The sequence below is a fragment of the Shimia fortis genome (genome assembly GCF_040225985.1).
Classification (GTDB): Bacteria; Pseudomonadota; Alphaproteobacteria; order Rhodobacterales; family Rhodobacteraceae; genus Shimia.
Genome location: NZ_JBBPEU010000002.1, coordinates 588,075 through 602,722, shown reverse-complemented (window position 1 = coordinate 602,722; position 14,648 = coordinate 588,075). Strand labels below are relative to the sequence as shown.

The window sequence follows — 14,648 nt, the reverse complement described above, 5'->3', positions numbered from 1 at the left end:
GACCTTTGTCACAGGGTAGGGCATATAATTCGCAGCAATTGCGGAGGCACCCATGGGTATTCTGAGCGGAATCAACAGCTTTTTCACCTGGTGGAATGGCGCCACCCTGAACACGCGGCTCTATACCCGCCGCAAGGGCATCAAGGTGGGCGAGGATGAACAGGGCAACGTCTATTACCACAACAAGGACGACAGCAAACGCTGGGTCATGTTCAATGGTGAGGCCGAGGCCAGTCGGATTTCTGCAGACTGGCACGGGTGGCTGCACCGCACCTTTGACGAGATTCCTTCGCAGAAGCCCTTGGTCCACAAAGATTGGGAAAAACCCCATCAGGAGAACCTGACCGGCACGGTCATGGCCTATGCCCCCTCGGGATCGTTGCGCAAGGGCGATGTTAAAGAACGCCAGGATTATGAAGCCTGGGTGCCCGAATAAACGCGGAGTTGCATCATGTCGGCGGTTAAGACCGAAGTTGCCGTTGGCGCGGGCGTGGTTGCCGTCGCCATTGGGTTTCTTGTTTATGCAGGGCAGGTCGCGGGCCTGTCGAGCGGGTCGGATGGCTATCCGCTGACCGCGTCTTTCCGGTCGCTTGAAGGGGTTTCGGTGGGCACGGATGTGCGCCTTGCCGGGGTCAAGATCGGAACGGTCACGGATATTTCGCTGAACCCCCAGACCTTTCGCGCAGACACCGAGTTTTCGGTGCTGAACGGGATTGAACTGCCCGATGACAGCGCCGTGGTGATCTCGTCCGAGGGGCTGTTGGGGGGTAATTTTGTCGAAATCCTGCCCGGTGGATCGCCGTTCAACCTTGAGGCGGGGGCCGAGATCGAAGACACGCAAAGCTCGGTCAGTCTGGTCGGTCTGCTGATGAAATTCGTCACCAGCGGGGGTGAGGAATAATGTTTCGCGCCGCTTGTCTGGTGGGGATGTTGGCCGCGCCAGCGGCGGCGCAGACCATCACGGTTGAAACGTTGGATCCCGAGTCGGATCCACAGATCGTGATTGTTCCCCCCGATCAGGAGATCGAACTCTTTTCGTTGCAGCAGGAGCTGGGCACGGTTCAGTCCGAAGTCTATGAACCGGCGGTGACCGGGACGGGCGCGCAACTGCGCGGTCTGGACAAGCTGACCGGCGATGTCGTCGATTTCGAACTGGATAACGGTTATAGCATCATGTTCGGGTCGTTGCGGGTTGATCTCGGGCAGTGCCGCCACCCCGAGGACAACGCCACCGGTGAGGCCTATGCCTTTCTGACCATTCAGGAGGGCCGTGAGAGCACGCTGGACCCTGTGTTCCAAGGGTGGATGGTCGCCTCGTCACCCGCGCTGAACGCGCTGGACCATGCGCGCTATGATATTTGGGTGCTGCGCTGCAAGGCGGCGTCTTCTGCCGAAGGCAACTGACAGGCGCTGAAATCCGCATTCTTCCGGGTCGCATCCGCCAAGAGCGTGTGATAGGCCGCGCGGCTGATTTCCTGCGCCCCCAGCGATGCCAGATGCGGCGTGATGAATTGCGTGTCGAACAGGGTAAATCCGCAGTTGCGCAGATGCGTAATGAGATAGGCCAGCGCGATCTTTGACGCGTTGGTGCGACGCGAAAACATGCTTTCCCCGAAAAATGCCGCGCCCAGCGTCACGCCATAGACCCCGCCGACCAGTCTATCCTGATCCCAGAGTTCGATGGCATGGGCGTGGCCCAGTTCGTGAAGCCGTTGATAAAGGTCACGAATTTCCGCATTGATCCAGGTTTCGTCGCGGTCGGCACAGCCCGCGACCACATCGGCAAACGCGGTGTTCAGCGTGATCCGGAACGGTTGCCTGCGGATGGCCTTGGCAAGGGATCGCGATACGTGAAAGCGATCAAGCGGGAAGATGCCCCGCCGATGCGGGTCGACCCAGAAAATTTCCGGGTCGTCGCGATGTTCGGACATTGGGAAAACCCCAACGGAATAGGCGTGCATCAGAAGGGCGGGGGTCAGCGCCCCCGTTTCAGATGACATGCCCTGCGGCATCAGCCATTGGCCATGTTGGTTTCCAACCAGTGTTCCAGCCAGTGGATGTTGTAATCCCCTGTATGGATGTCTTCCTCGCCCAGAAGCGCATGGAACAGAGGTACGGTGGTGTCGATACCATCCACGATCAGCTCCCCCAGTGCGCGTTGCAGACGGGACAGAGCCTCGGGGCGGTCACGGCCGTGTACGATCAGCTTGCCAATCAGCGAGTCGTAGAAAGGCGGGATCGAATACCCCTGATACAGCGCCGAATCCATCCGCACACCCAGACCACCGGGCGCGTGATAGGCCGTGATCTTGCCCGGGCAGGGCGAGAAGTTGGGCAGGCGCTCGGCGTTGATGCGCACTTCAATGGCGTGGCCGTTGATCTGTAGGTCGTCCTGCGTGAAGGACAGGGGCTGACCTGCTGCGACGCGGATCTGTTCGCGCACGAGGTCGACGCCAAAGATCGATTCGGTCACCGGATGTTCCACCTGAAGACGGGTGTTCATCTCGATGAAATAGAACTCGCCGTTTTCATAAAGGAACTCGATCGTGCCCGCGCCGATATAGTTGATATCGGCCATGGCATCGGCACAGATCTTGCCGATCCGGGCGCGTTCTTCGGGGGTGATCGAGGGGCCGGGGGCCTCTTCGAACACTTTCTGGTGGCGACGTTGCAGCGAACAATCACGTTCGCCCAGATGCACCGCGTTGCCCTTGCCGTCGCCAAAGACCTGGATCTCGATATGGCGCGGCGTGGTCAGGTATTTCTCGATATAGACCTCGTCGTTGCCGAAGTTGGCCTTGCCTTCGGCCCGCGCGGTCATGAACGCTTTTTCCATGTCGGCTGCGGTTTCGGCCACTTTCATGCCTTTGCCGCCGCCACCCGCCGTGGCCTTGATTATGACGGGATAGCCCATCTCATCGCCAAGTTTCTTGGCGGTCTCAAGGTCTGGCACACCCCCGTCCGAACCGGGCACGCACGGCACGCCCAGTTTGATCATCGTGTCCTTTGCGGTGATCTTGTCGCCCATGATGCGGATATGTTCGGCAGTCGGGCCGATGAAGGTCAGGCCGTGGTCTTCGATGATCTGCACGAAGTTGGCATTTTCTGACAGGAACCCATAGCCGGGGTGGATGGCCTGTGCGCCAGTGATTTCACAGGCCGCAATAATCGCAGCCATGTTGAGATAGCTGTCCGTGCCGGGGGGCGGGCCGATGCAGACCGCCTCGTCCGCCATGCGCACATGCATGGCGTCGGCGTCTGCGGTCGAGTGCACCGCGACCGATGGAATGCCCATCTCGCGGCACGCACGGATCACGCGCAGGGCGATTTCTCCGCGGTTGGCGATGAGGATTTTATCAAACATGTCAGCGCCTTATTCGATGATGACCAAGGGTGCACCAAACTCGACAGTATCGCCGTCGCCCACCAGAATACGCTTTACGGTGCCGGGCTTGGGCGCGGGGATGTGGTTCATTGTTTTCATCGCTTCCACGATCAAGAGCGTGTCGCCTTCCGAAACGGTGGCCCCGACCGACACAAAGGACGGCGCGCCGGGTTCGGCTTGCAGATAAACGGTGCCGACCATGGGCGATGTCACCGCGCCCGGATGGCTCGCGGGATCGTCGGTGGCAGCGGGTGCGGCGGCCGGTGCGGCGGCAGCAGGGGCCGCGGCGGGCGCAGCGGCAACCGGCTCTGCGGCGGGGGCCACGACCGTGGTGGCGACCTGCATCTGGCGGCTCACGCGGACGTTCAGACTGTTGTCCTTGGCAAATTCCCGGCTGACCTCAAGCTCGGTCAGGTCGTTTTCACGCAGAAGTTCTGCCAATGCCTTGATGAAGGCAACGTTGTTGTCGTGGTCATTGTGGCTCATGTTTTTACCCTCTGCGGCGCGAGTGTCGCGCGGTTTGAGTCTTTATTGGTTTCCCCTGCGTCGCCTTATAGGTCAAACAATCTGCGGTGAAAAGCGCAGGGATGACAGGGAATTTGGGTATTGTTAGCGCAAAATGCGCGGGGAAAAAACGGGCTTTGCCCGCCTTTTTTGTCACAACGGCATACCGGACAGTTTCGCAACAAGTTCAGCCAGCTTGCGTGCCCCGAATTTGCGCAACAGACGGGCGCGGTATTCTTCGACGGTGCGATAGGATAGCGAGAGTTCCAGCCCGATTTCCTTGCTGGTCAGCCCCCGGCAGGTCAGGATGGCCACCTCGCGTTCGCGCTGGGTCAGTTCCACGATCGGGCGTTCGTCGGACAGGTCCGCAAAGGACCAGATCCCGCGTTGGAACGGGTTTTCGGGCGTCAAGGACTGGCCCCGCACACGACACCAGAACAGCGATCCGTCACGGCGTTTCATGACGCGTTCGTCGTTGTAGCGTCCTGTTTCCCGCATCGCGGCAAGGCCGCGTTCTCCGATGGAATGAAAATCCTCTTCCGAGGCATAAAACTCCCCAAGCGATACTCCGGCGCATTTCAGGGGGTCTTCGTGAAACATTTCGCCAAAGGCGTTGTTGCAACGGCGGATGATCCGGTTTTCCAACACGGCCAATCCGATTGGCGCATGTTCAAAGGCGATAGCGTCAAGTTCCATGCGCCCAACATGCACCGCGCCGCGCCAAAGGCCAAGACCCCCGAGTATTTCTACGAATTGTCAAATTGCAGGACGGAGGATTACTTCGAGGCCAGCAAAGACATGAGGGGGGACGCCATGAATCTGGCATTGTGGTTAGAGCGGGTGGCTGCTGTGACACCGGAACGGGACGCGATTTTTCTGGGCAAGGAACGCACCGCCACTTATGGCGCGTTCCATGAACGGGCTTTGCGCGTGGCTGCTTGGCTCGTCGGGCAGGGGATCGGCCCCGGCGACCGGGTCGGGCTGTTCATGAAAAACGTGCCGGAATATCTTGTGGCGCAATACGGGGTCTGGGCCGCGGGCGGCGTGGTTGTGCCGATCAACGCCAAACTGCACGGGCGCGAGGCCGCATGGATTCTCGACAACGCCGGCGCCAGCTTGTGTTTTACCTCAAAAGGGCTGCATGAGGGGCTGTCCGCCGTCAGTGAGGTGCCGTGTCTGGATGTGACCTCTGAGGGGTGGCAGGGGATATTGGCGACCCCGCCTGCGCACGGGATTGTCCCACGCAGCGCCGATGACCTCAGTTGGCTGTTCTACACCTCGGGCACGACTGGACGGCCCAAAGGGGTCATGATCACCAACCGGATGCTGCACGCCATGGCGCTCAGCTATTTTGCGGATGTGGACGAGGTCACGCCGGACGATACCGCGCTTTATGCCGCCCCGATGAGTCACGGGGCCGGAATCTATAACCTGATGCATGTTTTGAAGGGCGCGCGCCACGTCCTGCCCGCGTCGGGTGGGTTTGACGAGGCCGAGATCTTTGACCTCGCCCGCCATCACGGGCGCGTGCATATGTTCTGTGCACCGACCATGGTCAAACGTATGACCGAGGTGGCCAAGCAGACCGGACAGGACGGCGCCGGACTGCGCACCATCGTTTATGGCGGTGGTCCGATGTATGTGGCCGATATCACCGAGGCGGTCGCGCATTTCGGACCCATTTTCGTGCAAATCTACGGGCAGGGCGAATGCCCGATGTGCATCACCGCGTTGTCGCGCGGGGATGTGGCGGATCGAAACCATCCCGACTGGCAGGCGCGGCTGGCTTCGGTCGGGCGGGCGCAGTCGGTGGTCGAACTGGCCATCGGCGACGAAAACGGCGTTCCGCAACCGGCGGGAACCGTGGGCGAGATTATGGCGCGCGGCGATGCCGTGATGCCGGGCTACTGGAACAACCCCGAGGCCAGCGCCAAGACGATCCGCGATGGCTGGCTGATGACGGGCGACATGGGCACACTGAGCGCGGACGGATACCTGACCCTCAAGGACCGCTCGAAAGACCTGATTATTTCCGGCGGAACCAATATCTATCCCCGCGAGGTGGAAGAGGCGCTGTTGCTACATCCGGACGTTGTCGAGGTGTCGGTCGTGGGCCGCCCGCATCTGGAATGGGGCGAGGATGTGGTCGCCTTTGTCGTCTGTCGCGGCACTTTGGATCCGGCGGCTCTGGATGCCCATTGCCTTGACCATATTGCCCGCTTCAAGCGGCCCAAGGCCTATTTCGCCCTGCACGAACTGCCCAAGAACAACTATGGCAAGGTTCTGAAAACCGAGCTGCGTAAGACACTGGAGGAGATGTAAATGACGGACTTGACAGGAAAAACCGCCCTTGTCACGGGATCGGTGCAGGGGATTGGCCTCGCCATCGCCAAAGAGCTGGCCAAGGCCGGGGCACGTATCGCAGTGCATGGCCTTGCCACCGAAGAGGAAGCCGCCGCGACCTGCCGGCATCTGGAAGAGGTCGGGGCCCCCGAGGCGCGGTTCTTTGCCGGAGATCTGCGCGATCCGGTGGCGATTGACACGATGATGTCCGAAATCGAGGGTTGGGGCGGCGCGGATATCCTTGTCAACAATGCGGGCATCCAGCACACGGCATCCTTGGCCGAGATGCCGGCTGAGAAATGGGACGCGATCCTTGCGATCAACCTGTCGGCGGCGTTTCACACCATGCAGAAATCCATGCCCGCCATGGCCGAGCGGGGCTATGGCCGCGTCATAAATATCGCCTCGGTGCACGGGCTTGTCGCGTCCAAGGAAAAGGCCCCCTATTGCGCGGCCAAGTTCGGGCTTGTGGGCCTCAGCCGCGTCGCCGCGTTGGAATACGCCAACAAGGGCAGCAAATCTGCGGGCGGTGTCACCGTCAACTGTATCTGCCCCGGCTGGACGGAAACCGCGATCATCGAACCCCAGATCGAAGCCCGCGCTGCCGCACACGGTGGCGATCGCGATGCAGGCATTGCCGAACTTCTGTCTGAGAAACAGCCCTCGCAACGTACCTCGGACCCGTCCGAGATTGGCGCGCTGGCGCTGTGGCTGTGCAATCCCGTGGCCCACAACATCACAGGCACGTCGATCCCCGTCGACGGGGGCTGGACGGCGCAGTAAATCCCGCCGCGTAGCAAGGTAAGAAGCGGGCCAGACCGGCCGGATTTGTCGGATTGGCCCGAACATGCGAGACTTCCCCTGCACATGCAGGAGGGATTGGGCATGAAGGACGCTTTCGGACTGGACCTGAGCACAACATCTGATTCGGCCAAAGAGGCTTATGTTCAGGCGGTGAATGCGTTTCTGGCCTATGACGGCGGGGTAACTGAGGCGTTTCAGACGGTGACTGAACTGGATGATGGGTTGGCTCTCGGGCATGTGGGGCTGGCGCGATACCATCAGGTGTGCGGCAACAAGGACGGGGCTGTCGCGGCGCTGGCGCAGGCTCGCGACCGGGTCGCCCACCATTCGGCGCGTGAACGCAGCCAAGTGCATTTCTTTGACCTGATGTTGTCCGGCAAAGGGGCTGCGGCCCTTGAAGCCGCCCGCGCGCATCTGCGCCAATGGCCAAGGGATGCCATGGTGGCGCAATCCTGTTGTGGCGTCTTTGGCCTGATCGGGTTCAGCGGGGCCCCCGGTCGCGAGGCCGAACAACTGGCCTTTACCACCGGGCTTTTGCCCTATTGCGCCGATGACTGGTGGTTCCAGACCCAGCACGGGTTTGCGCAACTGGAAGTCGGGCAATTGGGCCCTGCGGAACAGAGCCTTGAAAAGGCGCGCGCAGGCAATCCGCGTAGCGCGAATACGTCCCATATTCTGGCACATCTTTATTACGAGAACGGGGAAACCGGCGCGGGTCGCGCCTATCTGGATGAGTGGATGAAGACCTATCCCGAGGACGGTCTGATGTATTGCCACAACTCCTGGCATCAGGCGCTATGGGCACTGGAGGCAGGTGATCTGGGGGCCATGTGGGCGCAGGTCGACAACAATATCGCCTCGGGCACCAAGGGTCCGCCCTTGAACGTGATGACAGATACGGCGGCGATCCTGTTCCGCGCAGAACTGGCCGGGGTCGAGGTTTCGGCAGAGCGCTGGCACGCGGTCAGCCGCTATGCGCTGGAGTATTTTCCGGCGCCGGGGCTGGGCTTTGCCGATGCACACGCGGCGCTGGCCCATGCCATGGCGGGCGATACCGCAGCATTGCACCGGATTGCCGAGGCCGCCGCTGGACCGGCGGGCGACATTGTGCAGGATCTTGCCCTGGCCTTTGGCGATCTGGCGAACCGCCGCTGGGCCGAGGCGGAAAACAGGTTGGTGTCGGTGATGCAGGACCATGCCCGCCTCGGCGGCAGCAAGGCGCAGCGGGATCTCGTGGAACTGGCACTGGCCGCCGCGATGATCCGGCAGGGCAAGGGGCAGACGGCGCGCAGCCTGCTCAGGATGCACCGGCCGCAACTGCACCCAGATACGGCCTTGGCAGGCGTCATGTGAGCCGCAACGCGCCAAGCAAAAGGGCGCGAAGAAATCTCCGCGCCCTCTGCCATGTTCTTCGCAAAACTGGCTTAGACCAAGGTCGCCTCGGTTGCGGCGCGGAACTCTTCCTCGGTCACGCCATCGGCCAGTTCGACCAATTTCAGGCCACCTTCAACCACGTCCATCACACCAAGGTTGGTGATGATGCGATCGACAACGCCCTTGCCGGTCAACGGCAGGGTGCATTCCTTGAGCACCTTCGAGTCGCCGTGCTTGTTGGTGTGATCCATGACGACCACCACGCGGCCCACACCGGCGACAAGATCCATCGCGCCGCCCATGCCCTTGACCAGCTTGCCCGGGATCATCCAGTTGGCAAGGTCGCCGTTCTCGGCCACTTCCATCGCACCCAGAATCGCCATGGCGATTTTGCCACCGCGGATCATTGCGAAGGATTGCGCGCTGTCGAAATAGGCGGTCTGGGGCAGTTCGGTGATGGTCTGCTTGCCCGCGTTGATCAGGTCGGCATCTTCTTCGCCCTCATAAGGGAAGGGGCCCATGCCCAGCATGCCGTTTTCCGATTGCAGGGTCACTTCGACGCCCTCGGGGATATAGTTCGACACAAGGGTCGGAATCCCGATCCCGAGGTTCACATACCAGCCGTCCTGAAGTTCCTGTGCCGCGCGTGCGGCCATTTGGTTACGATCCCAAGGCATTATGCTTCCTCCTTCTTGCGGACGGTGCGCTGTTCGATGCGCTTTTCGTGGTCGCCCTGGATGATGCGGTGCACATAGATGCCCGGCAGGTGGATCGAGTCGGGGTCCAGCGACCCGGTCGGCACGATCTCTTCGACTTCGGCCACGCAGATCTTGCCACAGGTTGCGGCAGGTGCATTGAAGTTGCGCGCGGTCTTGCGGAACACGAGGTTACCGGTCGCGTCGGCCTTCCAGGCCTTGACGATGGCGAGGTCGGCAAAGATGCCTTCCTCCATGATATAGTCTTCCATGGCGCCGTCCGGGCCGGTGGGGAACTGCTTTTCCATCTTGCCTTCGGCAATCACGGTGCCCACGCCAGTCTTGGTGAAGAAACCGGGGATACCTGCACCGCCGGCGCGCATACGCTCGGCCAGAGTGCCCTGGGGGTTGAATTCCAGTTCCAGCTCACCCGACAGGTACTGGCGCATGAATTCCGCGTTTTCGCCCACATAGGACGAAATCATCTTCTTCACCTGCTTGGTTTGCAGCAGGATACCGATGCCGAAATCGTCAACGCCCGCGTTGTTCGAGGCAAAGGTCAGATCCTTTACACCCGATTGCTTGATCGCTTCGAGAAGCAACTCGGGGATGCCGCACAGACCGAAACCGCCCGAGGCGATGAACAATCCATCCTTCAGCAGCCCGTCGAGTGCCTCGGTGGCATTCGCATAGACTTTGTTCATGGAACTCTCCCTAGAATCCAAATTCGGACCTGTTTTGACGGTGCGTCACCAAGGAGTCAATGAACACGGGCCCGGGCCGTAGTTCTACGGGAGACCATACGTAGCCACGGTCCCCCGGCCGGTCAGATCAAGCGCACCTGCGTTCCGATCGGGGTGATCTCGTACAGTTCGGCAATCGCTTCGTTATAAAGCCCGATACAGCCATCCGAACTGCGTCGTCCGATCTTGCGCGTGTCATGGGTGCCGTGGATCAGGTAGGCGGGCCAACTCAGATACATGGCATGGGTGCCCAGCGGGTTGTCGGGGCCGGGGGGCATGTATTTCAGGTCGGGATTGCGTTCGATCATGCTGGGGGTCGGCGTCCAGTCCGGGCCAACGCGCTTGCGCACGATCTTGGTATAGCCGCGCTTGGTCAGGTCTTCGGAGATCGGCACGGAACTCGGGAAAATCCGGTAATCGCTGCCGTCGCCGCTCCAGAAATGCAGCGCGCGCGAGGTGGTGTCGGCCACGATGGTAGCAAGGCCCAGATCATCGAAATGGTCGCGCCAGTCCTGCGCCCGGAACGAAGACAGGTTGCGCGGCGCGGTTTCGCGGTCTTCGGCTGGGGGGGCCGTTTCCGCCGCTACGGTCAGCGGTGACAGCGCGAGGGCGGGCATGGCCAGCAAGATATTGCGTCGATGAAGCTTTTTGAGGGTCATTTTTTGCTCCTGTTCTGCTCGTTCGGCCGGACCATGATCTGTCTTGCGGCGGGCTTCAAATCACGACTGCTTGATGAGGTGTGTCCCAGCAAAAAAGCGCCGGGCTTTCGTCCGGCGCTTCTAGTAATTGGCGGTGATCGGCGACCTACTTCTTGGCGGCAGGCTTTTTCTTGGCCGCCGGTTTCTTCTTGGCTGGCGCCTTGCGTTTGGGGCTTTTCTTGGCGGCCTTTTCGGCTATCCATTCCACCGCCTGTTCCATGGTCACATCTTCGGCCTTGATGTCCTTGGGGATGGTGGCGTTCACCTTTTCCCATTTGACATAAGGGCCATAGCGCCCGTCCATCACGTTGATCGCGCCACCGCTTTCGGGATGCTCTCCCAGTTCCTTGAGTGGCTTTGCCGCCGCACGACCACCCCGGCGCCCCGGATTGTTGCGCTTTTCCGTCAGTAGTTCGACCGCGTGGTTCATGCCGATTTCGAACACGTCGTTGGGGTCTTTGAGGTTGGCATAGACGGGCTTTGCCTCGTCGGGCAGTTGGTGCATCACATAAGGTCCAAAGCGCCCGAAATTCGAGGAAATCATGCCGCCTTCGGGGTGTTCGCCGATCTCGCGCGGCAGGCTGAGCAGGGTCAGGGCCTTATCAAGGTCCATGTCATCCTTGTTCCAGCCGCGCGGCAGCGACGCGCGAGGCGGTTTCTTGTTCTCGGGCGTGGGTTCACCACGCTGAACATAAGGTCCAAACCGGCCCGCCTTGAGCCAGATTTCGTCGCCCTGATCCTCGCCCAGCACACGTTCGTCGCCATCGGCGCCTTCACCCGCGATGGGACGGGTATAGGTGCATTCGGGATAATTGCCGCAGCCGACAAAGCCACCGGTGCGCGAGGTTTTCAGATGCAACTGCCCGGTGCCGCATTTCGGGCAGACGCGCGGATCGCTGCCGTCGTCGCGCGGGGGGTACAGCTGTGGGGCAAGGGCTTCGTCCAGTACATCCAGTACCTCGGTGATGCGCAGCTCCGAGGTCTCCGAGATGGCCTTGGAAAAGTCCTTCCAGAACCGTGCCAGCACGTTCTTGTAATCGCGGTTGCCTGCCGACACGTCGTCAAGCTCTTCCTCAAGATTGGCGGTGAACTCATAGCCGACATACTGGCGGAAGAAATTCAGCAGGAAGATCGTGACGATCCGGCCCTTGTCCTCGGGGAACAGGCGGTTTTTCTCTTTCCGCACATATTCGCGGTCCTGGATGGTAGTGATCACGCTGGCATAGGTCGAGGGCCGCCCGATGCCCAGTTCTTCCATCTTCTTGACCAACGTTGCTTCGGTATACCGCGGCGGGGGCTGGGTGAAGTGCTGCTCGGGTGTGATCGTGCGCTTGTCTGCCTTTTCGCCTTCCATGATCTGGGGCAGGCGCTTGTCATCGTCGTCCACGACATCGTCGCGGCCTTCCTCGTAGACTCGCATAAACCCGTCAAACAGAACGACCTGGCCGGTGGCGCGCAGCCCGACCTGTCCGTCATCACTGCTGATGTCAACGGTGGTGCGCTCCATCCGGGCGCCTTCCATCTGACAGGCTAGCGTACGTTTCCAGATCAGGTCATAAAGCTTGCGCTGATCGGATTCGGTGACTTTCAGATCTTCAGCCGCCAGCTTCATATCGGTCGGGCGGATACATTCGTGCGCTTCCTGAGCGTTCTTTGCCTTGTTCTTGTAAATACGGGGTTTTTCGGGAACGTATTCCGCGCCGTATCGGTCAGCGATCGCGTCGCGCGCAGCCGCCACAGCCTCGGGGGCCATGTCGATCCCGTCGGTCCGCATATAGGTGATGTAGCCCGCCTCATACAGGCGCTGTGCCGTGCTCATGCACTGGCGTGCGCCCATGCCGAATTTGCGGCTGGCCTCCTGTTGCAGTGTCGAGGTCATGAAGGGCGCGGCGGGGTTGCGGCTGGCCGGCTTGGCCTCGACCTTGGCGATCTTGAGGTCGCGCGAGGTGATGGCTTGCACGGCCAATTCTGCGGCGGTGCTGTTGGCAAGATCGTACTTGTCGAGTTTTTGCCCGCCCAGCACCGTCAGGCGCGCCTCGTATTCCTGACCACGCGGGGTCGCCAAGAGCGCTTTGACGCTCCAGTATTCGCGGGCGTTAAACGCCTCGATTTCCATCTCGCGTTCGACGATCAGGCGCAGGCAGACCGATTGAACCCGTCCGGCCGAGCGTGCACCGGGCAGTTTGCGCCACAGCACCGGCGACAGGTTGAAGCCCACCAGATAGTCCAGCGCCCGGCGCGCCAGATAGGCGTCGACCAGCGGCTGGTCGATATCGCGCGGGTTCTGCATCGCCTCGGTCACGGCGGATTTGGTGATCGCATTGAACACGACACGCGACACGGGCGTGTCTTTCTTGATCGCGCGGCGTTTGCGCAGCGCCTCTTCAAGGTGCCAGCTGATCGCCTCGCCTTCGCGGTCGGGGTCGGTTGCGAGGATCAGGTTGTTGTCTTCTTTCAGCGCGTCGGCAATCGCTTTGACATGTTTGCGCGAGTCCGTGCCGACCTCCCATTTCATTTCGAAATCCTGGTCGGTGTCGACGCTGCCATCCTTGGGGGGCAGGTCGCGCACATGTCCGTAAGAAGCCAGAACGGTATAGTCCGATCCCAGGTATTTATTGATTGTTTTTGCTTTGGCTGGGGACTCGACAACGACTACTGGCATCCATTTTCCTCTCGACTCGCAGGCCCGTATATGGCGGCGAAAGATGTGGTTTGAAAGAGGTCAATGTCAATGCGTGCCCATTGGTCACGCGAATACCACGGTTGTCGCGGGCGTTTGCGTTGGAGCGAATGCGGGCGTTTATGGGAAAAATCTAGTGAGTGCGCTTTATAGATCCGGGCCAGGAAAAACAGGGCACGTGTCACGACGGATTACTCGGCGCGGCTATAGCAGAATGTCCCCGATTGGGCGCGCGGATCAGATTTTTGACAAAAGGCCGCCAGCCTGCCGCTGGATCCGGCCTTCAAGCTCAAGATCAACCAAAACAGGTGTCACACGATTCGCAGGGGCAGACAGATCTCGGATCAACTGATCCTCTGCCAGAGGGGCCGGACCAAGCCGGTTCAGGATCTGCATGTGTAGGTCCGAAGTTTCGCGCAATGTCCGCTGCGGTTGGTGTGGTTCCTGCGCGGGCAGGGGCATTTCAACCTGTTCCGTGACCGGCGGGTCCTGCACCACCAGAGCCTCGGCTGCGCCCATCACTTCGATCACGTCTTCGGCACCACGCACCAGCGTGGCGCCATCGCGGATCAGCATGTTGCAACCCGAAGCGCGGGCATCGAACGGGTGGCCAGGCACGGCCAGAACCTCGCGTCCCTGGTCCAGCGCGTCGCGCGCGGTGATCAGGCTGCCGGACCGCGCCGCGGCCTCGACCACGATCACGGCGCGTGACAAGCCGGAAATGATGCGATTACGGGCGGGGAAGTGCCGGGCTTGCGGCACGGTGCCAATGGGCTGTTCCGAGAGGATCACGCCGGTTTCCGCAATCTTGCAGGCGAGCGTTGTGTTTTCGGCTGGATAGGTGACGTCAACCCCTCCGCCGAACACGGCAATCGTGCCCGTTTTCATTGCCGCGCCATGGGCGGCGGTGTCCACGCCACGGGCAAGGCCGGAGACGACGACGAACCCTGCTTCACCAAGGTCGCGCGCCAGACCACGCGCCATGCGGGTACCCAGCGAAGACGCATTTCGTGCGCCCACCATGGCCAGCGCGGGCCGCGCGAACAGGTCGGGATTGCCCAAAGCCCAAATCAGGGGCGGGGCGTCTGCAATATCTTTGAGCGCTTTGGGATAGTCGGGATCAGACATGGCGATCAACTGTGCGCCTTGCGCGCGCCCGGCCTTGAGTTCGGCAGCAACAACGCCTTCGGGACATACAGTATAGTTGTCAACTCCGGCGGCCTTGGCGATCTCTGGCAGAGCCTCGAGCGCGCGTTCAGCGCAGCCGTGTTCGCCCATCAACCTGAAAAAGGTCGAAACCCCGACCCGACGAGAGCGCAAAAGACGGAGCCACGAAACCCGTTGTTCTTCCGTGGTGGGTGGGAGTTGGGGGTGAGTGGAAGAAATGTTGACTTCGGTCATCCGTGGCTCCGCCTGCTTGCA

At 61.0% G+C, this 14,648-nt stretch carries 15 protein-coding genes; 6 read left to right on the top strand and 9 right to left on the bottom strand.

Annotated features, from left to right (window positions below):
• Nucleotides 1-52: 52 nt before the first annotated feature.
• The 3 genes from WNE31_RS06225 to WNE31_RS06215 are packed head-to-tail and all read left to right on the top strand — an operon-like array spanning nucleotide 53 to nucleotide 1,404.
• Nucleotides 53-436, top strand: a complete 384-nt coding sequence (locus tag WNE31_RS06225; protein WP_349978837.1) for an NADH:ubiquinone oxidoreductase subunit NDUFA12 — start codon at nucleotides 53-55, stop codon at nucleotides 434-436.
• Nucleotides 437-451: 15 nt separating this feature from the next.
• Nucleotides 452-901: an outer membrane lipid asymmetry maintenance protein MlaD gene (mlaD, locus tag WNE31_RS06220; protein WP_349978836.1), complete on the top strand. Its 450-nt coding sequence runs from the start codon at nucleotides 452-454 to the stop codon at nucleotides 899-901.
• Complete coding sequence (locus WNE31_RS06215) at nucleotides 901-1,404, top strand: DUF2155 domain-containing protein (RefSeq protein WP_349978835.1); 504 nt, start codon at nucleotides 901-903, stop codon at nucleotides 1,402-1,404. Before mlaD ends, WNE31_RS06215 begins: the two co-directional genes overlap by 1 nt.
• Here WNE31_RS06215 and aat read toward each other — a convergent pair.
• The 4 genes from aat to WNE31_RS06195 all read right to left on the bottom strand — a co-directional run bounded on the left by aat (nucleotide 1,350) and on the right by WNE31_RS06195 (nucleotide 4,585).
• Nucleotides 1,350-2,000, bottom strand: coding sequence for a leucyl/phenylalanyl-tRNA--protein transferase (gene aat / locus WNE31_RS06210; RefSeq protein WP_349978834.1), 651 nt, complete (start codon nucleotides 1,998-2,000; stop codon nucleotides 1,350-1,352). The two genes, WNE31_RS06215 and aat, sit on opposite strands and share 55 nt — an antisense overlap.
• An 11-nt stretch (nucleotides 2,001-2,011) precedes the next feature.
• Nucleotides 2,012-3,364 carry an acetyl-CoA carboxylase biotin carboxylase subunit gene (accC, locus tag WNE31_RS06205; RefSeq protein ID WP_349978833.1) on the bottom strand — a complete coding sequence of 451 codons (1,353 nt, stop codon included), beginning with the start codon at nucleotides 3,362-3,364 and terminating at the stop codon, nucleotides 2,012-2,014.
• A 9-nt stretch (nucleotides 3,365-3,373) separates the two neighbouring features.
• Nucleotides 3,374-3,871: an acetyl-CoA carboxylase biotin carboxyl carrier protein gene (gene accB, locus WNE31_RS06200; RefSeq protein ID WP_349978832.1), complete on the bottom strand. Its 498-nt coding sequence runs from the start codon at nucleotides 3,869-3,871 to the stop codon at nucleotides 3,374-3,376.
• A gap of 171 nt (nucleotides 3,872-4,042) precedes the next feature.
• A complete protein-coding gene (locus WNE31_RS06195) occupies nucleotides 4,043-4,585 on the bottom strand; it encodes a LuxR C-terminal-related transcriptional regulator (RefSeq protein WP_349978831.1) in 543 nt (180 codons plus the stop codon).
• Between the two features lie 117 nt (nucleotides 4,586-4,702).
• Between WNE31_RS06195 and WNE31_RS06190 the strand changes: the two genes are divergently transcribed.
• The 3 genes from WNE31_RS06190 (at nucleotide 4,703) to WNE31_RS06180 (ending at nucleotide 8,389) form a co-directional block, all read left to right on the top strand.
• A complete protein-coding gene (locus WNE31_RS06190) occupies nucleotides 4,703-6,211 on the top strand; it encodes a class I adenylate-forming enzyme family protein (RefSeq protein WP_349978830.1) in 1,509 nt (502 codons plus the stop codon).
• On the top strand, nucleotides 6,212-7,015 hold the full coding sequence (locus WNE31_RS06185; protein ID WP_349978829.1) for a 3-hydroxybutyrate dehydrogenase: 804 nt from the start codon (nucleotides 6,212-6,214) through the stop codon (nucleotides 7,013-7,015). It begins immediately after the preceding gene.
• A gap of 102 nt (nucleotides 7,016-7,117) precedes the next feature.
• Complete coding sequence (locus WNE31_RS06180; protein ID WP_349978828.1) at nucleotides 7,118-8,389, top strand: tetratricopeptide repeat protein; 1,272 nt, start codon at nucleotides 7,118-7,120, stop codon at nucleotides 8,387-8,389.
• A gap of 71 nt (nucleotides 8,390-8,460) precedes the next feature.
• On the opposite strand, the gene WNE31_RS06175 is transcribed toward WNE31_RS06180, so the two are convergent.
• The 5 genes from WNE31_RS06175 to dprA form a co-directional block, all read right to left on the bottom strand.
• The gene (locus WNE31_RS06175) at nucleotides 8,461-9,087 is read right to left on the bottom strand and encodes a CoA transferase subunit B (protein WP_349978827.1); all 627 of its coding nucleotides are present in this window, start codon (nucleotides 9,085-9,087) and stop codon (nucleotides 8,461-8,463) included.
• A complete protein-coding gene (locus WNE31_RS06170) occupies nucleotides 9,087-9,809 on the bottom strand; it encodes a CoA transferase subunit A (protein WP_349978826.1) in 723 nt (240 codons plus the stop codon). Before WNE31_RS06170 ends, WNE31_RS06175 begins: the two co-directional genes overlap by 1 nt.
• Before the next feature lie 122 nt (nucleotides 9,810-9,931).
• Nucleotides 9,932-10,507 (bottom strand): L,D-transpeptidase, encoded by a 576-nt coding sequence (locus WNE31_RS06165; RefSeq protein WP_349978825.1) that lies wholly within the window; start codon nucleotides 10,505-10,507, stop codon nucleotides 9,932-9,934.
• A 145-nt stretch (nucleotides 10,508-10,652) separates the two neighbouring features.
• Nucleotides 10,653-13,208, bottom strand: a complete 2,556-nt coding sequence (topA, locus tag WNE31_RS06160) for a type I DNA topoisomerase (RefSeq protein WP_349978824.1) — start codon at nucleotides 13,206-13,208, stop codon at nucleotides 10,653-10,655.
• 255 nt (nucleotides 13,209-13,463) lie between these two features.
• Complete coding sequence (dprA, locus tag WNE31_RS06155; RefSeq protein ID WP_349978823.1) at nucleotides 13,464-14,627, bottom strand: DNA-processing protein DprA; 1,164 nt, start codon at nucleotides 14,625-14,627, stop codon at nucleotides 13,464-13,466.
• Between the last annotated feature and the right edge of the window lie 21 nt (nucleotides 14,628-14,648).